Source organism: Mesobacillus maritimus (assembly GCF_023715205.1).
GTDB classification, from domain to species: Bacteria; Bacillota; Bacilli; order Bacillales; family Cytobacillaceae; genus Mesobacillus_B; species Mesobacillus_B maritimus_C.
This window is the reverse complement of sequence record NZ_JAMBNR010000003.1, coordinates 386,434-401,723: the sequence shown is the minus strand read 5'-3', so window position 1 is coordinate 401,723 and position 15,290 is coordinate 386,434. Positions and strand designations below refer to the sequence as shown.

General features: G+C 41.9%; 15 protein-coding genes. 10 read left to right on the top strand and 5 right to left on the bottom strand.

Annotated features, from left to right (window positions below; translation table 11 throughout):
* Positions 1–206 precede the first annotated feature (206 nt).
* The 5 genes from M3182_RS06405 (at position 207) to M3182_RS06385 (ending at position 5,002) form a co-directional block, all read left to right on the top strand.
* Positions 207–785, top strand: coding sequence for a LemA family protein (locus M3182_RS06405; RefSeq protein ID WP_251557441.1), 579 nt, complete (start codon positions 207–209; stop codon positions 783–785).
* Positions 782–1,564, top strand: coding sequence for a TPM domain-containing protein (locus M3182_RS06400; protein WP_251557440.1), 783 nt, complete (start codon positions 782–784; stop codon positions 1,562–1,564). The genes M3182_RS06405 and M3182_RS06400 overlap by 4 nt, the downstream gene beginning before the upstream one ends.
* 285 nt (positions 1,565–1,849) lie before the next feature.
* The gene (locus M3182_RS06395) at positions 1,850–2,305 is read left to right on the top strand and encodes a BsuPI-related putative proteinase inhibitor (RefSeq protein WP_251557439.1); all 456 of its coding nucleotides are present in this window, start codon (positions 1,850–1,852) and stop codon (positions 2,303–2,305) included.
* 467 nt (positions 2,306–2,772) lie between these two features.
* Positions 2,773–3,546, top strand: a complete 774-nt coding sequence (locus M3182_RS06390) for a fumarylacetoacetate hydrolase family protein (protein WP_251557438.1) — start codon at positions 2,773–2,775, stop codon at positions 3,544–3,546.
* 46 nt (positions 3,547–3,592) lie between these two features.
* Entirely contained in the window at positions 3,593–5,002 is a 1,410-nt protein-coding gene (locus M3182_RS06385; protein ID WP_251557437.1) for a hypothetical protein, read from the top strand.
* Positions 5,003–5,064: 62 nt separating this feature from the next.
* On the opposite strand, the gene sda is transcribed toward M3182_RS06385, so the two are convergent.
* The 4 genes from sda to M3182_RS06365 form a co-directional block, all read right to left on the bottom strand.
* The gene (gene sda, locus M3182_RS06380; RefSeq protein WP_251426456.1) at positions 5,065–5,223 is read right to left on the bottom strand and encodes a sporulation histidine kinase inhibitor Sda; all 159 of its coding nucleotides are present in this window, start codon (positions 5,221–5,223) and stop codon (positions 5,065–5,067) included.
* 126 nt (positions 5,224–5,349) lie between these two features.
* On the bottom strand, positions 5,350–6,036 hold the full coding sequence (locus tag M3182_RS06375) for an ABC transporter ATP-binding protein (RefSeq protein ID WP_251557436.1): 687 nt from the start codon (positions 6,034–6,036) through the stop codon (positions 5,350–5,352).
* A gap of 3 nt (positions 6,037–6,039) precedes the next feature.
* Positions 6,040–7,086 carry an ABC transporter permease gene (locus M3182_RS06370; protein ID WP_251557435.1) on the bottom strand — a complete coding sequence of 349 codons (1,047 nt, stop codon included), beginning with the start codon at positions 7,084–7,086 and terminating at the stop codon, positions 6,040–6,042.
* Positions 7,087–7,175: 89 nt separating this feature from the next.
* Positions 7,176–8,075 (bottom strand): MerR family transcriptional regulator, encoded by a 900-nt coding sequence (locus M3182_RS06365; RefSeq protein ID WP_251557434.1) that lies wholly within the window; start codon positions 8,073–8,075, stop codon positions 7,176–7,178.
* 167 nt (positions 8,076–8,242) lie between these two features.
* On the opposite strand from M3182_RS06365, the gene M3182_RS06360 reads away from it, so the two are divergent.
* The 4 genes from M3182_RS06360 to M3182_RS06345 all read left to right on the top strand — a co-directional run bounded on the left by M3182_RS06360 (position 8,243) and on the right by M3182_RS06345 (position 13,190).
* Complete coding sequence (locus M3182_RS06360; RefSeq protein ID WP_251557433.1) at positions 8,243–8,782, top strand: glycerol-3-phosphate responsive antiterminator; 540 nt, start codon at positions 8,243–8,245, stop codon at positions 8,780–8,782.
* Between the two features lie 187 nt (positions 8,783–8,969).
* Positions 8,970–9,791, top strand: coding sequence for an MIP/aquaporin family protein (locus M3182_RS06355; protein ID WP_251557432.1), 822 nt, complete (start codon positions 8,970–8,972; stop codon positions 9,789–9,791).
* Between the two features lie 28 nt (positions 9,792–9,819).
* On the top strand, positions 9,820–11,310 hold the full coding sequence (glpK, locus tag M3182_RS06350; RefSeq protein ID WP_251557457.1) for a glycerol kinase GlpK: 1,491 nt from the start codon (positions 9,820–9,822) through the stop codon (positions 11,308–11,310).
* A 200-nt stretch (positions 11,311–11,510) separates the two neighbouring features.
* A complete protein-coding gene (locus M3182_RS06345) occupies positions 11,511–13,190 on the top strand; it encodes a glycerol-3-phosphate dehydrogenase/oxidase (protein WP_251557431.1) in 1,680 nt (559 codons plus the stop codon).
* Positions 13,191–13,348: 158 nt separating this feature from the next.
* On the opposite strand, the gene M3182_RS06340 is transcribed toward M3182_RS06345, so the two are convergent.
* A complete protein-coding gene (locus M3182_RS06340) occupies positions 13,349–14,185 on the bottom strand; it encodes a class II fructose-bisphosphate aldolase (RefSeq protein WP_251557430.1) in 837 nt (278 codons plus the stop codon).
* Positions 14,186–14,372: 187 nt separating this feature from the next.
* Between M3182_RS06340 and M3182_RS06335 the strand changes: the two genes are divergently transcribed.
* Positions 14,373–15,221 (top strand): MurR/RpiR family transcriptional regulator, encoded by an 849-nt coding sequence (locus tag M3182_RS06335; RefSeq protein ID WP_251426448.1) that lies wholly within the window; start codon positions 14,373–14,375, stop codon positions 15,219–15,221.
* The last annotated feature ends 69 nt before the right edge of the window (positions 15,222–15,290 follow it).

The following is a 15,290-nucleotide window of genomic DNA, read 5'->3' as shown; positions in this document are numbered from 1 at the left end:
CTCCTATTAAAGTTGCTGCTTAGTGAAAAACCAGTTCATTTTTTTATTTTATCTCTCAAAGTAAAACAGCCTTTCTATAAAACGTTATAAAAATGTCGAAGTCACATGTGAACTCTATGGCCTGAAATCTAGAGAAATCAGTCACCACAACCACTCATATCCTCCACCACATTGTTACATACTATCCTTATAAGGAGCGTGGTGGTATGCGAAAAGGTTTCTTAGGAATTGGCATTTTCATCGCAATCTTGGTGCTCTTATTGCTTATGATTGTGCCAAGTTATAATAATTTTGTGAGTCTCGAGGAAAGTGTGGATCAATCCTATGCACAAATTGAAAATCAGTTGCAACGGCGACTCGATTTGATTCCCAACCTTGTGAATACTGTAAAAGGCTATGCATCGCATGAGGAAGAAGTACTGACCGCAATTGCCGATGCGCGCGCACGACTTGCCGGTGCGGGAAGCCCGGAGGAAGAAGCGACAGCGAATGCGGAGTTATCCAGTGCTCTAAGCCGACTTCTGGTGGTGGTTGAAAATTACCCAGAGTTAAAAGCAGATCAACAGTTTACACAATTAATGGACGAGTTATCTGGAACCGAAAATCGGATATCCGTAGCCCGGAAAGATTACAATGACCAGGTAGCGGAATACAATAAACGAATTAAACGTTTTCCAGGTGTGATCATTGCGAACGTCACCGGCTTTGATGAAAAAGAATACTTTGAGGCGGACCCAAATGCGCAACAAGCCCCAGAAGTAGACTTTGGAGGAAATGACGAATGATCAAAACGCGGATTTTCAGCATCATCTGGATAGTTCTATCCTTTTTTCTGCTTGCAGGAAATGCCATTGCTGAAAGTCCACAAGTTCCAGCTCCTGTTGGTGACATTTATGTTCAAGACTTTGCCAATGTTTTGTCGGAGCAGGAAGAGCTTGAAATCCGGCAGTTTGGGAGAAGCATTGAAAACCAAACGACTGCACAAATTGCTGTTCTCACGGTTGATTCCATCGGGGAGACGACGATTGAAGAGTATGCGAATGAAGCATTTCGGCAGTATGGAATTGGAAGTGAATCGGAAGACAATGGAGTGCTCTTGGTAATCGGTTTTAACCCGTCGCCGGGAATGACCGAACGCCCACTTCGGATTGAAGTCGGTTACGGCCTTGAAGGGAGATTGCCTGATGGAAAAGTCGGCCGGATTCTCGACCAAATCACGATTCCTTACTTGAAGATGAACCAACCGAACACAGCCATTATCGAAACCTATAAAGTTCTCGCAAATGAAGTGTTCGCCGAGTACGGCATTGAAGGTGGCCAGCAACCGATTGAGCAACCGTACACACAAGCTGAACCGACCGATGAAGGAATCGGAATTCCGCTTTGGTTGCTGATTCCAATCATTGCTGTCGTGATTTTTTTAGACTTTAAATTCTTCGGCGGATTTTTAACTCATATTTTGCTGTCGATTCTTTCTCGCGGCCGAGGTGGCGGCGGTGGTGGTGGATATACTGGCGGTGGCGGCGGTTCCTCAGGTGGTGGTGGAGCGAGTCGCGGCTGGTAGTACCAAACAGGAGTTGGTCCATCGATCAACTCCTGTATTCTTTTTTTAAACTTGCGTCTTATGTCACCATAATCAGCATGTTTGCTTATCATACATATATTACCGGTATCAATCCGACCTCCATTCATGTTTTAATAAGTCTCGTCCGAACATAAGGTATTTCAAAGGACATCTTCGTAAAATTAGGCTCGATTTTCTACCTATGCTAAAAATAAACTAGACAACATTTTTGACCATATACAACACGATTTGAGCATATAACCAAGACAATTAGGAGGTCGGTTTATGAAGTTACTAACGTCTTTCATGTTAATTGGTATGTTACTTGTCGGCTGTGGGACAGCGGAGCAGCCTGTGTCTGAGGAACCAGCAGTCGAAACAGGAGGGAACGGAATCGTGGCAGGTGAAATGGAAGCGACCCTAGTTGAAAAAAGTCCATTGGTTTTTGAATATAAAGTAAAAAACCAAACGGAACAAGAAGTGAAACTAGACTTTACAAGTTCACAACGCTTTGATTATTCTGTGGAAACAGAGGATGGAAAAGAAGTCTTCTTGTTTTCAAGTATGACGTCTTTCTTGCAAGTATTAGGCACTGAACATGTCAAACAAGGCGATGTTCTAAGTTATGAACTGCAATTAAAGGATCTGAATCTTGAACCAGGCACTTATGTGTTAACATCATGGATGACACCAAAGGACGGCCCGCAGTACGAAGCGACAATCGAATTTACCATTGAATAAAACTAAAGATTGTTGTTAAAATCCTAAAGCCGATTTTAACGCAATAGTACCCATTTCGTATGTTTAATAAAGTTTGCAAGCTCTTTTCTCATAAATGAAGCTATTTTTTTGTATAACGTAGCTCATTCAGTCGGTTTTTTGTGTTCAAAAGCAACAAAGTTTGAGAAAAGATCCTAACAAGCAAAAGACCAGCATTCTGCCCGGGAGGAGGCGGAACGCTGGTCTTTTTAGGGTTTGAAAGGGGATAAAACACCATTCATGAACATAGCTTACCCAAATGCTAGACATTTATTTCATTTTTAAGGAATTGCTTCGAAAGACTAAATAAACTGAATATTGGTTATTGACTAAATATTTTTGGCGTGTAATCCTAGAATAAATAACCATTAACAAATACATATTCAGTTTGATTCGAAAATGTGGTCTAAGTCAAAAATAACTCAATCATTTAGAGGAGGAAGCATTCAATGAAATATGTGCGCTTTAGCAGAAACGAGGAAGTTTTCTATGGAGTTTTAGAAGGTGAAACCATCAAACAACTGGACCGTGACTTTCTAACAGAGAATGCTCAATTAACAGGTGCTGAATATCCGTTAGCAGAGGCAAAATTGCTCACCCCTGTCAATCCTGGTCAAGTAGTGGGCATTGGCTTGAACTACGTCTTGCATGCCAAAGAAATGGGCAAAGCAATTCCAGAAGAGCCGATGATGTTTATGGTGTCACCGTCATCGATCATTGCTCATGGAGAAGACATTGTCTTGCCAAACTTAGAGCATGCAATTGAGTTTGAAGTCGAATTAGCTGTTGTGATTGGGAAACAAGCAAAAAAAGTCAATAAAGCAGAAGCGCTTGATTATGTATTCGGCTATACCATTTGCAATGATGTTTCTGACCGAAACCTGCAAGCGAAGGACGGCCAATATACAAGAGCAAAATCATACGCAACGTTTAAGCCATTAGGTCCGGTAGTTGAAACCGAACTCAACCCAAACCAGGTTGATATTCAATTGACATTGAACGGGGAAGTGAAGCAGCATTCCAATACGGATGATTTAATCCATGATGTAGCGTCCATCATTGAAACCGTCACCGACGTGATGACGTTAAACCCAGGGGACATCATTATCACCGGAACTCCATCTGGCGTCGGTCCATTAAAACCAGGAGATAAGGTTGAATTAGCAATTGAAGGGATTGGAAAATTGGTCAATGGTGTGGTCGATGGTACCAATCATCGCTAATGCTGCTTTTATCTAAATTCAATCCCCCGTTCGAAAGGAGACCGTCGTGAAAGCTCAATCAATCCCTTCCTTGCAAACAAGTCCAAGGCAAAAACGTAAGGGGCATGAAAGAGTTTTGGGGATCCTCATTGGTTGCCTAGCACTTGGGTTCCTCGTTTTGCAAGTATTGCCGGTTGCTGAACTGCAATGGATGGTCAGTTTCATGATTTTAGCCGTGATTATTTGGGTGTTGCCTGGAATAAGAGGCGCGACTTTGACCATCAGTTTGTTTCTGCTTATTACAGCAGTTAGCTTAATGGTGTATCACCATGTCCCAGCTCAAGAGTGGTTCAGTTCGTTGCGCATCAATTTAACGCTTGTGTCGATCATTCTTGTCGTGCCTTTGCTAGGCATTCCCGTCAAAACAGGCGGTTATGTGGAAGCGTTAAAAATTGTCTTAGCGAAAAAAATGAACGAACCTCATTTTTTCTTTTTAGGAGCGAAACTGCTGACGCATGGTCTTGGCGTCGTGTTAAACATGGGAGCGGTGTCGATTGTTAGCCAATTAACACAAGCTTCCAATATTAAATCGCCTCGCCTCGTTGCGACCGCCATCAATCGTGGCTTTGTGACGACAATGTTTTGGTCGCCTTATTTTGCCGCCATGGCGTTAATACTTAGTCAGATTCCGATTCAATGGTCATCGATTGTGCTCTATTCATTCGGCTTATCTTTGATCAGTATTTTGCTCAGCTTATTTTTAGAAAGGCCGTTTATCAAAACAAATATAAGACTAGATAAAGAAGCTCGGGTCTATAGTGCTGAGGAAGTAAAGGATGCTAAAAAGAAAGTGGCTGAACTTGTTTTTTATTTAGTGTTCATTACGGCAATGGTGCTTTTGCTTGAGTTTCTTACATCCTCGTCGATTGTGTTTATGATTTGTTTAGTGTCAATCAGCTTTCCACTTTTGTGGTGTCTGTTGAAAGGAAAGGGGAATGTTTATTGGCGTGAATGGAAAGACCACGTATTTATCGGCATTCCCCGCGTGAAAAAAGAAATTGTTCTCTTTTTAATTGCCGGATTCTTCAGTGGTGCGTTCGTCCACACCGATTTGAGTGGACCTTTGGTGGGCTTCATTCAACAAGTTTTCGGATCGTTTCAACTAGGCGCATCGCTGTTTTTAGCGGGGATTGTGTTCTTGACGGCGCTCGTCGGGATTCACCCAATTGTGCCAATCACTATTTTTGTTACAAGCATTGATCCCGCACAAATTGGCTTTAGCCAAGAATACTTTGCGTTGTTGCTGCTAGGAAGTTGGGGTGTTTCCAATACCATCGCACCCGCTACAGCTGTGAACAACCTGCTTGCCAATTTATTAAACGTAAATCTCATCGACGTCTCGATACGCTGGAATCTCAAATTTGTTCTGCTCATGTTGCTCATCATTCCACTATATTTGATGGCAGTAGGTGTGTAAAAAGCGCAAAGTCTCGGTTGTAATATAGCTAAAAAAGGAAGCACAAAAGCTGTGCTTCCTTTTTATTTCGACGTGAGGGAAACCCCCCTCGGCTTCTGTAAAAATTCAATTTTTCTTCGATTCAACTCAGTGGCTAGTAAATTGAGGAAGTCCTCTTCTAAGTTCATCTCTACTGCTTTCTTGTAGGCGTTGAGTAATTCATGGTCTTTTAGAAGTAACATCCATTCCCTCCTAATTTTTTTAGCCATACCCTCTATGAAAGTATTCCCATCTTAGCGTAAAAGCGAAGTCGTTCTCTCTCTATCTATTTTTCTATTCCCTTCGCACATATAAGCCAAACGTTGTTTTTATGAAGTTAAGCTTGCCATTTCTTGATGTAATGTTCCATCGGTAATGCGGTATACCTTGTCGCAATAATCAATGAGGCGCGTATCATGGGTGACGACAATGGTTGTTTTCTTGTTGTCAGTGGTTACTTTCCGCAACATTTCCATCACTTCAAAAGCACGCTCTGAATCAAGCGATGCGGTCGGTTCATCTGCTAAAATAATGCTCGGGTCTGTGTACAAAGCTTTGGCGATCGCGACGCGCTGGCGCTGACCACCGGACAACTCAGACGGGAAGCTGGTCATTAATTCTTGGATTCCTAAAGAAAGATAGACTTGTTCTCGCTTTTCGGGTGAGAGATTGTTCTTTTTAACCTGGTCAAGTAATTTCATTTGCTGCTGAACAGATAAAAACGGAACAAGATTCGAAGATTGAAGCACAAAGCCAATTTCTTCTAGTCTGATTTTTGCGCGCTGTTTTTCCTTTAACTCGGTAATGTCTTTGCCGTTAATAATGACTTCGCCGTTAGTAGGTGTTTGAAGTCCGCCGGCAATCGTTAAAAATGTACTTTTTCCTGAGCCGGACGGGCCAATAATCGCAATCAGCTCACCAGCTTCCCCGGTGAAATTCGTTGGTTTTAACGCTTGTATTTCCGCCTTTCCTGTTGGAAATACTTTATTAACGTTCTTTAATTGAATCAATGCCATGGTTTAACCTCCTATCGCTTTTAAAGGATCAATTTTGACAATCGTTTGGACTGAGAATAACGCCCCTAGCACCGAAACGAGTACGAGTACGATTCCATAAATGAACAAATCAAGAGCATTAAATGCGACAGGAACGGCAGCTGGTAAGAAGAAACCAGTGGTAATCGTTAGCGCCAAGCCAATGATGACACCAGCTAAAGCGAGTAAAAATGTCTGCGCGACAACGGATTTTGCTAAATAACCGCTTGAAATTCCTTGCGCCTTCATCACACCGAAAATACTAATCTTCTGGATGGTTAAAACATATAAGAAGATTGCGAGAATGACAGCAGAAATGATAAACAAGAAATAAATCATAAACGCTAACGTCAAACTTTGCTCAGAATATCCAGGCATGTTTTCGATAAAAGTTTGTGTTGGAATCACTTGCAGTTTTTCGCTAACGGGAACGTCATCAAGATTGTCGGTGCGGATGACAAAGCCATTCACTGTGCTATTCATCCGTAGCTGTTCTAACGTTTCAAGACTTCCATATAATACCGGTGCGGCGTTGAACTTCGCATCCTCGGTAAAACCAGTGATGATCAACGTTTCGTCTGTTGCGGATAATTCTAACTCGTCGCCAATCTCAAAGCCTTCCTCTTTTAAGGAATCATCAGCAATCACTTCACCTGTATCAGTAAAAGCTTCGCCTTCAATGACATCGGGCATTATAAATTCGTCATTCTTAATCCCGAAAATGGAAACATTGGACTTTAGTTCACCAGAAGTTGCAATGGCATTCATTTGCCCTAAAACTGCATATTCGTCGGTGCCATGACCGTCATAATCGTCCAACTTCAAGCTCGATTGTGGCAAGTTGACATCCGATTCCTCCGTTAAAATAATTCCATCAGCATCCCATTTTAAAACAGCTTCTTTATTTAAACTTTCTAACCCGTTCGCCAATCCTGATAAAAAGAAAACCAAGTAAGAAACGAGGGTTAATACACCAACAATCAGCATAAACCGAAGTTTATTGTTTTTCATTTCGTTCCAAGCCAGAAACATGGATTCACTTCCTTTAGTTACTTTGTATAACTATTGTATAACTAATATATAATTTTTGTAAAAATAAGGCAAACAAAAAAACCTAGCAGTTAAACTAGGTTTTTGTCTAAAACAGGAGACAATGTTTGCAACCAATTTTGGTCGGTAGGGGAGATGTCCCACCTTGGTGGCATGGCTTTGCTTTGATTTACGGCCAACCCGCCAACGATAAATTTCAGCTTTGGATTTTCAGTTTTTAAGGTTTCGATATAGTGCGAAATTATCGGTTCATCACTTTTACGGGACGTGGAGATGGCAACAATTTCGATGTCTTTTTCGTTGATCAAGTCACTAAGTCCGTCGAGCGGTGTATCAGCTCCGATATAATAAACCGGATAATGCTGCTCGCGTAGTGACAATGTGAAAAGAATTAACCCAAGTTGATGGTGTTCGCCTTCAGGGCAGAAAGCCATCACTTTTGGCAAGGTATCGAATGTGCGAAACAAGTTAAAAAACGTCATCGCTCGCTGCAAAACCAGATTGCTAATCATATGTTCTTTCGCTACGTGCAGCTCGCCTCTTTCCCAAGCATCGCCCACTTTGTACATGAGCGGAACAATAATTGAGAAAAATACGGTTTTATAGTGAAATTGTGAAAAATAAAGATCAAGCAAAAAATGACATTGCTTAGCGTCCATCTTGGTTACGGCTTGAAATAACTCATTGATTTGATTTTCAAATTGCTGGTCGTGGTTCAGTTCAGATGTGTTAAAAGAAAGCGGTGCTTCCTTTTGCTTATCATGCAACATTTTGACCGCCTGACTAACAGCAATCCCATTTTCTTGCACTTGTTTTTTTAACCATTTTAAATCATTCACTTGTGCTTCTGTATAGACCCGGTGACCAGACTCGGTTCGCTCTGGAACGACCGCCTGATAACGCTGTTCCCAAGATCGAATCGTCACCGTTGGCATATCCACCATTTTGGAAACAGCCTTAATATTGTACAAAACCTTACACCACCTTATACAAAGGTTATATGTTTGTTATATAAGATAGGTATCACTATAACTTAGATAGAGATGGAATACAAGATTGTGCAAATAAACTTCTCTTGTGTTCTAGCATGTTTCTTATTAAGATAGTAAGTAATTTTTTAGACTGTGGAGGTTCAAAAATGATTGACCAGAAAATCCTACCGGCTTCATCAAATATGCGAGAGTTTGAACGGTTTTTAGAAAGCCCATATGAAATTGGCGTCTTTCTAGATTTACATATTGCCCAGCTTAAAAACGTCAACAGAATGGCCAAAGCGGCTGGCAAGAAAATGATTTATCATGTCGATCTCATTCAAGGCATCAAAAGTGATGAATATGCGACTGAATATATTTGCCAAGAATTTAAGCCTTTTGGGTTAATCTCGACAAAGACAGGCGTGATTCAAAAAGCAAAACAAAAAGGAGTTGTCGCGGTTCAGCGCGTGTTTTTGCTCGACAGTCATGCACTGGAGAAAAGTTTAAAACTGGTTGAAAAAACACGTCCTGATTATATCGAAGTGCTTCCAGGGGCAATGCCATGGATGATTACTGAAGTAAAAGAGCGAGTGGGCGTCCCGATTTTTGCGGGCGGATTAATTCGCACAAAAGAAGAAGTAGAAAATGCACTGAATGCCGGTGCCACTGCGATTACCACTTCAAAAACCGACTTGTGGCACTGATTTTTACTATCTTTATCTTAATTAAGTTGTTGACAACGTTTTCATGCAAATTTATACTAGCTTTAAAAGTTAATAGATTTGTGACGGAGAGAAGGAGATTCACGCAGCGCCCATTTCGATGGGTTGTTCTGTTGTGGGTCTCTTTTTGTTTTCGTCGAGTAAATATGTATAAGGGGGAAGGGAGAAAATGACACCGTTTGTTGGAGAATTAGTCGGCACGATGATTTTAATCGTTTTAGGTGCTGGGATTGGTGCTGGTTCATCATTATCGAAATCTTACGCCCAAAATGCGGGCTGGATTGTTATCACACTTGCTTGGGGACTTGCGGTGACGATGGGGGTATTCGCGGTTGGGTCGGTTAGTGGTGCACACTTGAATCCGGCTGTCACCATTGCGTTGGCACTGAATGGAGATTTCGCTTGGGCAGAGGTTCCAGCTTATATTGTCGCCCAAATGATTGGAGCGATCATCGGTTCTGTGATTGTATATTTGCATTATTTGCCGCACTGGAAAGAAACGAAAGATCCTGGTGTAAAGCTAGGCGTGTTTTCAACAAGTCCAGCGATTCCACATACATTTTCAAATTTACTAAGTGAGGTCATTGGAACGTTTTTCCTGGTACTGGGACTTTTATACATTGGCGCGAACCAATTTACCGAAGGCTTGAATCCACTCGCGGTTGGCTTGCTGATTGTCGTGATTGGGATGTCTTTAGGAGGAACAACAGGTTATGCCATCAATCCGGCTCGTGACCTTGGTCCACGAATTGCGCACTTTTTCTTGCCGATTGCTGGAAAGGGCAGCTCCAACTGGAGATACGCATGGATTCCTGTCGTTGGTCCGATTTTAGGTGGCAGTTTGGGAACTGTTTTTTACCAAGCCGCTTTCATCGGAAATATGAATGGATTATTATGGAGTGTAGTAGCGTTAAATGCACTTGTGCTAGGTGTTGCGTTTTTTGTAAGTGAAAAGGGAGTTATTCAAGGTCAGGCATCAAAGACCGCTTAATGAATATTAGAACACGGGGGAAATAATGATGGAAAACTATATCTTATCTTTAGATCAAGGAACAACAAGTTCCCGGGCGATTCTTTTTAATCAAAAAGGAGAGATTGCGCATTCCGCTCAACATGAGTTTACGCAATACTTTCCAAAGCCAGGTTGGGTTGAGCATAACGCAAATGAAATTTGGGGTTCAATTTTATCGGTGATTGCCGAAGTGTTGTCAGAATCAGCAATTAAGCCGGAACAAATCGCCGGGATTGGCATCACCAATCAACGAGAAACAGCGGTAGTTTGGGATAAAGAAACCGGAGAACCCATTTACAATGCGATTGTTTGGCAGTCGAGACAAACAAGTGAAATTTGCGACGAGTTAAAAGCAAAAGGCTATAATGACTTGTTTCGTGAAAAAACAGGGTTGCTGATTGATGCTTATTTCTCGGGAACAAAAGTGAAGTGGATACTAGACAATGTGGAAGGTGCGCGTGAAAAAGCAGAACAAGGAAAGCTCTTGTTTGGAACGATTGATACGTGGCTAATTTGGAAACTATCCGGAGGACGTGCTCACGTAACCGATTATTCGAATGCCGCAAGAACGCTGATGTATAATATTTACGCGCTCAAATGGGATGATGAGTTGCTTGAAATCCTTGATGTGCCTAAATCAATGCTTCCAGAAGTTCGAGCTTCCTCTGAGGTTTATGCGCATACGATTGATTATCATTTCTTTGGCAAAGAAGTACCGATTGCCGGCGCGGCAGGTGATCAACAGGCAGCATTGTTTGGTCAGGCATGTTTTGAAAAAGGAATGGCGAAAAACACGTATGGAACAGGTTGCTTTATGCTGATGAATACTGGGGAAAAAGCCGTTTCTTCTAAGCACGGATTGTTAACAACGATTGCTTGGGGCTTAGATGGAAAAGTTGAATATGCGTTAGAAGGTAGCATTTTTGTTGCAGGTTCTGCGATTCAATGGCTTCGTGACGGTTTAAGAATGATCAAAGATGCCAAAGACAGTGAAGGTTATGCAGCGAAAGTGGATTCGACAGAAGGTGTTTATGTGGTGCCAGCGTTTGTCGGTTTAGGAACACCTTATTGGGACAGCGATGTTCGTGGCGCCGTATTTGGTTTGACACGCGGGACATCAAAAGAACATTTTGTTCGTGCGACACTCGAATCACTCGCTTATCAAACGAAAGATGTTTTAGCTGCCATGGAAGCGGATGCAGAAATCCAAGTAAAAAAACTTCGGGTTGATGGCGGCGCCGTGAAAAACAATTTCCTTATGGATTTCCAAAGTGACCTTTTAAATGTGTCCGTAGAAAGACCAAGAATTAATGAAACAACAGCACTAGGTGCAGCTTATTTAGCGGGGCTTGCCGTCGGATTCTGGGAAAGCCAAGAAGAGATTAGCAAACAATGGGCTGTTGATCGCGGATTTGAACCAAGCATGACCGAAGAAACGCGTTCCAAGTTATATGAAGGCTGGAAAAAAGCGGTTCAGGCTGCGATGGTGTTTAAATAGGTTTTAAAAAAGAACTTTTAATCATGCAAAAGGGCGTTCTACACTGTACGAAAAAAACTTTTAATGGTACACTATAAATAAGTTAATAATAGGTTGGAGATTAGGAGAGACCGCAAAAACATTACTGTATTGAGGAGTAATGTCTTTTGCGGTCTCTTTTTGTTTTTTCACGAATATAAAACTAACAGGAGGAGTTCAACATGACATTCTCAAATTTACAGCGTACTGAGCTTGTGAATACTTTAAAAAATAAACATTATGATGTGCTAGTGATTGGCGGAGGAATTACAGGTGCTGGGATCGCGCTTGATGCATCGACGCGCGGGATTTCTACCGCTCTCGTTGAAATGCAGGACTTTGCCGCAGGAACATCCAGTCGTTCGACGAAACTCGTACATGGCGGTCTCCGTTATTTAAAACAATTCGAAGTGAAAATGGTCGCTGAGGTCGGAAAGGAAAGAGCAATTGTATATGAAAATGGTCCACATGTGACAACACCTGAGTGGATGCTGTTGCCGCTTCATCAAGGCGGAACGTTTGGCAAGTTTTCCACATCCATTGGGCTTCGAGTTTATGACTTTTTAGCAGGAGTTAAGAAATCAGAACGGCGTTCAATGTTGTCGGTTGACGAAACGTTAGCGAAAGAACCACTTGTCAAAAAGGGCGGCTTAAAAGGTGGTGGGTATTATGTGGAATACCGTACCGATGATGCTCGCTTAACGATTGAAGTGATGAAAGCAGCGGTTGAACAAGGCGCAGTTGCCGCCAATTACACGAAAGTTATCAATCTTATTTATGAAAACTCAAAAGTAGTCGGGGTGCTCGTTGAAGATCAATTAACAGGCGAACAATACGAAATTCGGGCAACGAAGATTGTCAACGCAGCTGGTCCATGGGTGGATCAAATTCGGGAAATGGATCAATCGAAAAAAGGCAAAACATTGCAGTTATCAAAAGGCGTTCATGTCGTCATTGACCAAAAACGTTTCCCGTTAAAACAAGCGGTTTACTTCGATACGCCAGACGGACGCATGGTGTTTGCGATTCCAAGAGATGGCAAGGCATATGTTGGTACAACCGATACTTTTTATAATGAAGATGCTGTGAATCCTAGAATGACCATCAGTGATCGTACGTATATTATCAACGCGATTAACTATATGTTCCCGGATGTAAAAATCAGTGAAAAAGACATTGAATCCAGCTGGGCTGGTGTGAGGCCGCTTATTTACGAAGAAGGCAAAGACCCATCTGAAATTTCACGGAAAGATGAAGTTTGGGAATCAAACTCCGGTTTGATCACGATTGCTGGTGGAAAATTAACAGGCTACCGGAAAATGGCCGAAATGATTGTCGACTTGCTTGCTACTAAATTTAAAGCAGAGCAAGGAAGAGAAGTTCCAGCATGTAAAACAAAACATTTACCGATTTCAGGAGGAAATGTCGGCGGGGCTGCGCAATTTGATTCATTTGTAGCAAACCAGATTCAAAAAGGAGTGGACTTGGGGTTTACAAAAGACGAAGCCGAGCAACTGGCAAGAACGTACGGCTCGAATATTGAACAGGTTTACGGGCTTCTTGAACAAAAGAAGGATGACGCGGCCAAATACAAATTGCCTTTACCTTTATTTGCGAAACTTGTTTATGCGATGGATCAAGAAATGGTCGCCACACCGCTCGATTTCTTTAACCGTCGCACAGGAGCGATCTTGTTTAATATCAAACTTGTTGATAAATGGAAAACACAAGTGCTTAATTATATGGCCGATCAGTTTAAGTGGAATGCTAAACAGAAGAAACAGCATCAATGCACTCTAGAAAAAGCACTTCAAGAGGCGGTTACACCATGTGATGAGGAGCCAAAAGCTGCTGCGAACTAAATAAAAGAAGCCCTGCAACAGTGTTGTAGGGCTTCTAAGTGTAAAATGCACGGGTTTATTCGCTGTAGGGAGAATAGTTGCCGAGATTTATTTGCTCTACAGCGAATAAATTCGGCCTTTCAATCAGATATATTCGCCCTAGGGAAAATAAACCAAAATCAATTATTCTTATAAACTTCAATAATCTTCGTCATCTGTGCAGTCATAACTTCCTGTGCCGCGGTCATCAAATTGCTAAGGTGAATCTGTGGATTCGCACTTACTTGTTTTACGATTTCCCCAACCGCAGCCAACGAAATTTCGGTATTCACATTAATTTTACGAATGCCGCGATCAATCGCTTGTAACACTTGATCTTCCGGTGTTCCTGAGCCGCCGTGGAGCACAAGTGGAATCTGAATACGATCAGCAATCTTTTCTAATAACTCTAACTGTAAATTTGGTTCGCCTTTATACATCCCATGAACCGTTCCAATGGAAGCGGCTAAAAAGTCAACATTTGTTTCGCGTACAAACCATGCTGCTTCATCCGGATCTGTCAAACGACCATCGCCTTCTTCCTCGTCTGAAAAGTCACCTTTTGCCATTGAGCCAATTTCCGCTTCCACAAAAACACCTGCAGCATGTGCAAGTTCAACAACATGCTTCGTTGTTTTCACGTTTTCTTCCATTGGTAAAGCCGAGCCATCATACATAACAGACGAAAAGCCACATGCGATCGCACGTTTAACCGTTTCCAATTGATAGCTATGGTCTAAATGAAGTGCAACAGGGATAGAAGCCCAACGCGCAGCTTCCAGTGTAAACGCCGCAAATGCTTCGATGTTCATATAATCTTGATAGCGCTCGCCGTAGGCAATGATCACGCCTTTATTTGCCTTTTCTCCAGCGGCAATCGCTGCTTGAACGGTTTCTGCATTGTAGCAATTAAAAGCAGCAATCGCGCTATTAGTTTCTTCTGCTGATTGTAGCAATTCCTTCGTTGTAGTAATCATGTCAAAATCCCCTCCACTTTTTGTAAGTAAACTACATTATATTCTCAATATTATGGGGAAAACTACAAGAAAACAACTACATTTTGTCGAATCTATGTCGAAAATTTGTCGTTTTTGTGAAAAAACACTTGTGAAAGCGCTAATCATGTAGTAATATTACTACAGAAGCAAGGAGGTGTTGAACCAAGTGCCAAATTTTCTTGAACGTGTGAACGAAAAAAGAGAAGCGTTAACAGCTTCAGAGCAAAAAATCATTGAACAATTAGAAAAACACGAAAAACCGTTTCTATTATCAATGAACGAACTTTCGAGTTTAAGCGGTGTCAGTGAACCCAGTGTCGTCCGTTTGTATCGAAAGTTAGGTTATGCCAGTTACCAAGAACTAAAGGTCGCGCTTGCACAAGAGCATGCAGCTAATGGTCCATCTTATTCTTCTGACAATAATGAGATCAAAGAAAGTGACAAAGCAGATGTGGTGTTTGAAAAAATCGGCGATCAACTTTCTAGTGCAATGATGATGACAAAAGAAAAGTTGAATGTCGATCAAATGGAAGAAGCGGTGGGGAAAATCGCGAAAGCGGCTAGACTATTTTTCTTTGGACAAGGCCTTTCTGGAACGATAGCTGAAGATGGTGCTCATAAATTCATGCGAATTGGCGGAACAACCCTTGCTGTGAAAGACCCTCATTACCAAGCGATCTATGCAAGTCATATGACAGAAGAGGATGTAGTGATTGCGATTTCGCACTCAGGAGAAACCGTTAACATCATTGAGGTTGTAGATATGAGTAAAAAGAGTGGGGCAACTTGCATCATTATTACGTCAAATCCCAACACTACGCTCGCCAAAATGGCAGATATCTTGCTGCTCACGCAAGCGCAGGAAACGGAAAACCGCTCCGATGCGATGGTCAGTCGACTGGTCCAACTTGCGTTAATTGATACATTGTATACACGGGTAGTGAGTGTAGGAGACAGCGACATAAAGAAAGCGGTTAATTTGTCGCGACTCGCGGTTACACGCATGAAAAAATAGAACTTTCAATAAAATGGAAGCGCTAATAAGATAAACAGACTAAAAATGGAAGCGTTATAAAACGTATAA

Coding starts and splice junctions, on each gene's coding strand:
- M3182_RS06405 (WP_251557441.1), top strand. CDS start 207: ATGCGAAAAGGTTTCTTAGGAATTGGCATTTTCATCGCAATCTTGGTG.
- M3182_RS06400 (WP_251557440.1), top strand. CDS start 782: ATGATCAAAACGCGGATTTTCAGCATCATCTGGATAGTTCTATCCTTT.
- M3182_RS06395 (WP_251557439.1), top strand. CDS start 1,850: ATGAAGTTACTAACGTCTTTCATGTTAATTGGTATGTTACTTGTCGGC.
- M3182_RS06390 (WP_251557438.1), top strand. CDS start 2,773: ATGAAATATGTGCGCTTTAGCAGAAACGAGGAAGTTTTCTATGGAGTT.
- sda (WP_251426456.1), bottom strand. CDS start 5,223: ATGTTACTTCTAAAAGACCATGAATTACTCAACGCCTACAAGAAAGCA.
- M3182_RS06375 (WP_251557436.1), bottom strand. CDS start 6,036: ATGGCATTGATTCAATTAAAGAACGTTAATAAAGTATTTCCAACAGGA.
- M3182_RS06370 (WP_251557435.1), bottom strand. CDS start 7,086: ATGTTTCTGGCTTGGAACGAAATGAAAAACAATAAACTTCGGTTTATG.
- M3182_RS06360 (WP_251557433.1), top strand. CDS start 8,243: ATGATTGACCAGAAAATCCTACCGGCTTCATCAAATATGCGAGAGTTT.
- M3182_RS06355 (WP_251557432.1), top strand. CDS start 8,970: ATGACACCGTTTGTTGGAGAATTAGTCGGCACGATGATTTTAATCGTT.
- glpK (WP_251557457.1), top strand. CDS start 9,820: ATGGAAAACTATATCTTATCTTTAGATCAAGGAACAACAAGTTCCCGG.
- M3182_RS06345 (WP_251557431.1), top strand. CDS start 11,511: ATGACATTCTCAAATTTACAGCGTACTGAGCTTGTGAATACTTTAAAA.
- M3182_RS06340 (WP_251557430.1), bottom strand. CDS start 14,185: ATGATTACTACAACGAAGGAATTGCTACAATCAGCAGAAGAAACTAAT.